Here is a 6,593-nt window from a genome sequence, read left to right on the forward strand (position 1 = left end):
CCACAAACGGTCCCGATGTACTTTTCGGGCGGCGACCGGAATGCGCTCGTATTGATCAGTTGTTGGCGGAACCACTGACGGGGGCGAGCGCCGCGCTCGTCATCACCGGGGATCCCGGGATCGGTAAGACAAGCCTGCTGCGCTACGCCCGCGACGGCGCCCGCGAACTGAAAGTGTTGTCCGTCAGCGGGGTCGAGGCAGAGATCATGTTCCCGTTCGCGGCGCTGGGACGATTGCTCATGCCCGTTCTCGATCGGCTCGGGTCGCTGCCCGCGGCACAGGCGGACGCTCTGCGCTGCGCGCTGACGCTCAACGCGGAAAGGCCCCGCGACCGCTTCGCTGCGTATGCCGCAGCATTTCAATTGCTCGTGACGACGGCCGAGAAATCCCCGACCCTCATGCTCGTCGACGACGCGCAATGGTTGGATGTCGCCTCCGCCGAGGCACTCGCCTTCACCGCACGCCGACTGCGGGCCGAACGACTCGTGCTGCTGATCGCCACGCGCGACGTCGGAGGCTTCGCAGACATCGAGCAGCTGAACATCGGCGCGCTCGACAAGGACTCCGCGGCGGAGTTGCTCACCGCCCGATTCTCGGCGGAGGACGCCGCGTCACGCCTCTTCGGCCCGCGCATCTCCACCCTCGACCGTGCGTCGCTGCACGCGCTCCACATCACCGCGGTCGCAGCCGGCGATGGCCTCGAGGTGGTGCTCGCCGCGCTGGCGGCGGAACATGGAGATCGCGCCGCGCTCGAATCTCTCGAGAACAAAGGCCTGGTCTCCGTCGGGGTCGCCGATGTTCATTTCGCGCACCCGTTGCTGCGTACTGCCGCACTGACCGATCTGACACCGGGCCGATTACGGGCACTCCACCGAACTGTTGCGTCCGCCCTGACGGCGCCGTCGCAGGCGGAACGCCCCGCCTGGCACCTCGCCGAGGCCGCTCTGGGGCCCGACGACGCCGCCGCTCGGGCCCTCGAACAGGCTGCAGACCATGCGCTGAGACGCAGCGGCTGTGCCGGCGCCGCTCTGGCGCTCGAGCGCGCCGCCGAACTCTCCGCGGACGGCCCCTCGAAGGCGCGCCGCTTCTATGCCGCCGCAAACGCGGCGCAATCCGCGGGGCAGAGTGACTCTGCGCTGCGACTGCTGAGGAAGTCCGAAGAGCACACGGTCGACCCCATCCTGTATGCCGACATCGCGGGCATACGCGGTCGAGTGGAACTACACACGGGACGGGCCAGCGTCGCCCGCATCGTGTGGCAGGCAGGCGCGGTTGCGGTCAGCGAGGTAGACCCCGCGCGGGCCGCTTCGTTGCTGGCCACGGCCGCCATTGGAGCGCTGGCAGCGGGTGATCCCGCGGGCGCCTGTGCGCTCGCTCGGGAGGCCGCCCACTCAGCTTCCCCGGGCGACGGAAACACCCAGTTCCTGACCAAGACCGTCATCGGGAACGCTCTGACACTGATGGGCCAGGAGTCGGACGGGATGCGGTGGATGCGGGAGGCGGCCGCGTCGACTCGGAAGCCTGTTGCAGGTGAGCCCGACACCGAGTGGGTTCTTGTCGCCGCGCTCAGTGGGGTGACCTGGTATGACGAGGAGATTGATCCGCGGGGGTTCCTCGATCCGTTGCTTCATCAGCTTCGGCGCAACGGCGCGCTGGGCCGGCTACCGCTGGCGTTGTATGTTGCAGCGCTCGCCGACAGCAGGCGAGGACGACTGCAGTCGGGCCGTTCCGCGGCTGCGGAGGCGGCCGAACTGGCGGCCGGTATCGGTGACGTCTTCACGCTGTGTCCGGCACTGGGCTGCCTTGCCCTGCTCGACGCGCAAGTTGGTGACGAACAGTCCTGCCGTGCTCATGCTGCGGAATCGCTGCGACAGCGTGAGGTCACCCGCTTGGGCATGATGTATCAGCTGGCGCTGGAGGGATTGGGTCTGCTCGAGCTGAGCCTCAACCGACCCGATCGGGCGATTCCACACCTCGAAGAGGCCAATCGAGGCCCGTCGCCGGATGTACGCGACCCGATGGTGGTGCGAGTCTCATCCCTCGATCTCATCGAGGCTTACGTGCGGGTCGGTGCGGACATCAGCGCCACCATGCGAGATCAGCTCGAGGGATTCGCAGGATTGACGCTGCCTCCGGCGCTCAGCGCTTTGATCTGGCGGGCTATGGCGTTGGTTGCTGACGATGCGGATTACGACGAGTTCTTCTCGCGGGCAATCACGTTCCACGCTCGGTGCCCTTCGCCGTTCGACGCTGCCCGCACGCGACTGTGCTACGGCGAACGGCTCCGTCGGGCGGGTCGTCGGCGCGACGCTCGCGAGCATCTTCGTTGTTCACTCGACGGGTTCGAGCGCATTGGGGCCCGCCTGTGGGCGGCGCGGGCGGCCACCGAACTCACCGCCGCCGGGCAACCAGCCAAGGCGCGGAGCGGAAGCGTTGCCGATGCGCTCACCGCACAGGAGTGGGAGGTGGCCCGGCTTGCTGCTAACGGTGGCACGAACCGTGAGATCGCCTCGCAGCTGTTCCTCAGTGTCAAGACGATCGAGATGCACCTGGGGAGGGTTTATCGCAAGGTTGGTGTCCGCTCCCGGACGCAGCTCGCCAACTCTCTCCGGGACAACCGAGCCCGCGATCATGTCCTCCGGCCGGCCATCAGCGAAGTTGACAGTGCCGGCGCGAAATGTGGGAGGGAGGTCACGACTGGCCGACGTAGTAGTGCGGCGCACCCGTGCCGACGCACTGGATGAACGCTCTGGTACCGGATGTGTATCGGAAGAACATCGGGTTCGGTCCGGTCTCGAATTTGTAGAAGTCCGGTACCACCTGTAGGTACGGCGGCTCGAGACTCCATCCCTCGCACTCCCACGTTTCCCCTGGCGCCAGGTCCATGCGGATGACCCCGCCGGGTTCGGGCGTGGAGACCGGCGCGGTCGCGGACGCGGTGCCGACTGCCGGCAGACCGAGCGCCGCTGCCGCAGCCACTGCCGCAGCCACTGCCACTGCCGCAGCCACGGACCCGGCACGTCGGATGTTTCCGAGTCGGATGCTTCTCATGGGAAGCCCGCCTTTGGTCGGGTTCGGGGTGGCAGGTTCATCGGTTGTTGCGCGGATGCTCCAGCCGGATCAGCAGCCTCGCCGAGCGAGTGGCCTTCCTTACCGAGCACCCCGAAGCGGTGGATCACCGCGAGGTCGCGCTTGTACTGGGTGCCGGTTGTGCCGCAGAGCCTCTCGGCCGCGGTTACTCGGGGGCGGCCACAGCTGCGTGACACACGTTCTTGGTCACGGTGTTCTCCTCGCGGTGTGTGCCGGCGGGTGTTGCTCCCGGCGTGAGTGGTTGACGTAAAACAGCATTCGGCATGGGCACGGTGACCGGCGACGGGGAAACCCCTGGACCACGATGTTCGGGCCGACCAGCACTGCCGTGCACGCCGCAGCCGACGCGAGCGTTCAGCTCACCGGCCGCGACCGTGCGGGAGCGGACGACCGCGGGGACTCGCGCAGCCCGATCCGCGCGTGCAGTCGGCGCAGGGGTCTCGGTGCCCACCAGTTGAACTCGCCGGCCAGCCGCATGAATGCCGGCACCAGTACACCGCGCACCAGTGTGGCGTCCATCAGTACGGCGAGCGCGGTGCCGATCCCGAACATCTGCATGAACGACAGCCCGGTCGAGAAGGACAGCAAGGTCACGGTGAGCAGGGCGGCGGCGCTGCTCACGATCCGCCCGACGCGACCCAGGCCCTCGATGGTCGCCTCGGTGGTGCCCGCCCCGCCGTCGCGCGCCTCCTTGATCCGGCTGAGTAGGAAGATCTCGTAGTCCACCGACAGGCTGAACGCGATGCAGCACAGCAGCACCACCATGCCGATGTTCAGAGGTGCGGGCGTCACGCCGGTGATCGCGGCCAGGTGCCCGTCCTGGAACAGCCACACCATTGCGCCGATCACCGCGATGAGCACGAACACGTTGAGCAGCAGCGCCTTGATCGGCACGATCATGCTTCCGGTGAACAGGAACAACAGCACGAAGGTCGACACGGCCAGCAGTGTCAGCGCCAGCGGCAGTCGGCCGGCGATCGCGGAATTGCCGTCGATCAGCGTCGCCGTCGGGCCGCCGACGGCGATGTGGTTCTCGGCCACCGCCGGCAGCGCCCGGATCTCGCGCACCAGGTCCTGGGCCGGTTCCGATTGCGCGTCCACCGTCGGTTCGACCAGCACGTACCCGGCATCGCCGGCGGTGAAGCGCGCGCTCTGCGGTCCCTGGCCGGCCACCAGCATCCCGTGTCGGTAGCGGCCGAAGGCGCCGTCCACCCGGGCCACCTCGTCGAGCGCGGACACCTCGCGAGCCACCCGCTCCAGCGTCGTCGCGTCGTCGCGCGCCACCAAGGTCGCCGCGTCCGAACTGTCGGCGGCGTAGTCGTCCCGGATCGCGGTGGTGACCTGACGCGCGGGCGAATTCGCCGGAAGCGCCCGCTCGTCGGGGGTTGCGAACTGTGCATGCAGGACCGGAATGCCCAGCAGCAGAAGCAGTATCAGCACCGGCAGCGCGGCCCGCACCGGTCGGCGCGTCACCGCCGCCGCGGTGCGACGCCAGAACGGCGAATCCGCCGCCAGCCGGTCGCGTCGGCGCCGCACCGCCAACGAGTCGATCCGCCCACCGAGCAGTGCCAGAATCGCCGGCAGCACCACCACCGCGCTCACCGCCGCCGTCACCACCACCACCATCGCCGCGAGCCCGACCGACCGCAGGAAGTAGATGGGGAACACGAGCATCCCGCCCATCGCCACCGTCACGGTGGCCGCGCTGAACAAGATGGTGCGGCCGGCCGTCGCGACCGACTCGATCACCGCCTCCCGCGGTGGATGCCCGGCGGCCCGCTCCTCGCGGAACCGGGACACCAGCAGCAACCCGAAGTCGATGGCCAGGCCGAGCCCGAATGCCGTGGCCACGGTCAGCGCGTAGACGGACACGTCGGTGACCTTGGCCAGCACGAACAGCACCAGCATCGTCGCCAGAATCGAGACCACGCCCAGACTCAGCGGCAGCAGCGCCGCCACCACGCTGCCGAACGCGACGATCAGTAGCAGCAGCGTCGCGGGCAGCGCGATCGATTCGGCCAGCTTCAGGTCCTGCGCCACGTGGGTCTCGAGGGCGTCGGTCAGCCCCAGCTTGCCCCCGGCCACCACCCGCACCACCGGGTTCTCGGCGGGCAGCGCCGCGAGGACCGTCGTGGTGTGCCGTGCGGCCTGTTCCGCGGTGCCGCCGACGTGCAGCAGCACCAGCCCGGACCGGCCGTCGGCGCTGCGTAGATCCGGCAGCCGCGTGGTCCAGTAGGAGCCGACCACGGTCACCTCCGGCTCAGCCGCGATCCGCCGCTCGAGCCGCTGCGCCGCGGCCATCACCTCGGGGCTGTTCACATCGCCGGCGCGGGCGGTGACCTGCAGCACCATGTTGGGTGTCGAGCCGCCGAAGCGCTCGTCGAGGAAGTTCTCGGCCAGAGACGATTCCGAGTCGGGGTCGTCGAAACCGCCGACCTTCAGCTCGGCGGAGACCCCCGTGCCGAGCACGCCGGCGAGCACCAGGAAGGCCAGCGCGCCGGCGAGAACCCGGCGGGGATGGTCGACGATGAGGGTGGCGAGCCGTGTCAGCATGACGTCGTCGCTCCTTCGCTCCCCGCTGCCGCATTCGGTGGGCCGGTGCTCATCTCGATCCGTGCGGGACCGGCTGCCCGCCCGAACTGTCCTCCTGGTGCCGCGGGCCCAACACTTCGAACATGATCGGCCGGCGCGGTCCGGTCGCGATGTTGTGCGGGACCGACACCGGAGGCGGGCGGCGTCGGTCCCGCTCCGGCAGAGCCAGCCGGACCCGCGACAGGATGGTCGCCAGCACGATCGGCATCTCGTACTCCGCCAGGGCGAACCCGATGCACCGTCGATGCGCTCCGCCGAACGGTGCGAACTCGAACGGGCTGTAGCGCCGCCCGACGAAGCGCTCCGGATCGAACTGGTCGGGCCACTCCCAGACATCCGGATGCGAATGCAGGAGCGGCAGGGCGATACCGACCGTTGCGCCCGTGGCTACCGGGACACCGCGCACGTGCAGCGGCCCGGTCAGCCGGCGCAGCACGATCGGCACCGGCGGGTGCAGCCGCAGCGTCTCGTTGCACACCGCGTCCAGGTACGGCAACCGAGCGAGTTCCTCGGGCGCCGTCGTCGGGCCCAGGTTCCGCACCTCGGCCAGCACCCGCTCGCGGACCTCGGGGTGGCGGTGCAGATGGAACAACGCCCAGCACACCGACGTCGCGGTGGTCTCGTGCCCGGCGACCAGCAATGTGCGGAGCTCCTCGCGCAGCCCGGCGTCGTCGATCCGCGACCCGTCTTCATAGGTCGCGGCGAGCAACATGCTCAGGATGTCCACCCGGCCGTCCTCGGGCCCGGCGCGCCGGCGCTCGATGTCCTCGGTCAGCAGCGCATCGAACTCGTCGCGTGCGCGGACGAACCGATCCCAGGGCGCCCGTCCGATCATGCCGCGGCGCAGCAGCGGGACAAGCATCAGTGGGCCGGTATAGGCGGCGAGGAAGTCGGCGACCACCCGGATGTAT

Annotated in this window: 4 protein-coding genes; 1 reads left to right on the forward strand and 3 read right to left on the reverse strand. The window is 69.2% G+C overall.

The features are described 5' to 3' along the window. Nucleotides 1-2,744: AAA family ATPase (locus WAW17_RS34045; RefSeq protein ID WP_422337228.1), on the forward strand; the 2,744-nt coding region annotated here is incomplete at its 5' end. Here WAW17_RS34045 and WAW17_RS34050 read toward each other — a convergent pair. The 3 genes from WAW17_RS34050 to WAW17_RS34060 all read right to left on the reverse strand — a co-directional run. Next, nucleotides 2,692-3,051 carry a hypothetical protein gene (locus WAW17_RS34050; protein ID WP_422337229.1) on the reverse strand — a complete coding sequence of 120 codons (360 nt, stop codon included), beginning with the start codon at nucleotides 3,049-3,051 and terminating at the stop codon, nucleotides 2,692-2,694. The genes WAW17_RS34045 and WAW17_RS34050 overlap by 53 nt on opposite strands. A gap of 393 nt (nucleotides 3,052-3,444) precedes the next feature. Continuing rightward, a complete protein-coding gene (locus WAW17_RS34055) occupies nucleotides 3,445-5,643 on the reverse strand; it encodes an MMPL family transporter (RefSeq protein WP_422337230.1) in 2,199 nt (732 codons plus the stop codon). Between the two features lie 49 nt (nucleotides 5,644-5,692). Then, nucleotides 5,693-6,593, reverse strand: a 901-nt coding sequence (locus WAW17_RS34060) for a cytochrome P450 (RefSeq protein ID WP_422337231.1), incomplete at its 5' end; no start/stop codon positions are given.

The organism is Rhodococcus sp. (in: high G+C Gram-positive bacteria), from assembly GCF_049286785.1.
Lineage (GTDB): Bacteria > Actinomycetota > Actinomycetes > Mycobacteriales > Mycobacteriaceae > Rhodococcus_F.

Coding starts and splice junctions, on each gene's coding strand:
- WAW17_RS34050 (WP_422337229.1), bottom strand. CDS start 3,051: ATGAGAAGCATCCGACTCGGAAACATCCGACGTGCCGGGTCCGTGGCT.
- WAW17_RS34055 (WP_422337230.1), bottom strand. CDS start 5,643: ATGCTGACACGGCTCGCCACCCTCATCGTCGACCATCCCCGCCGGGTT.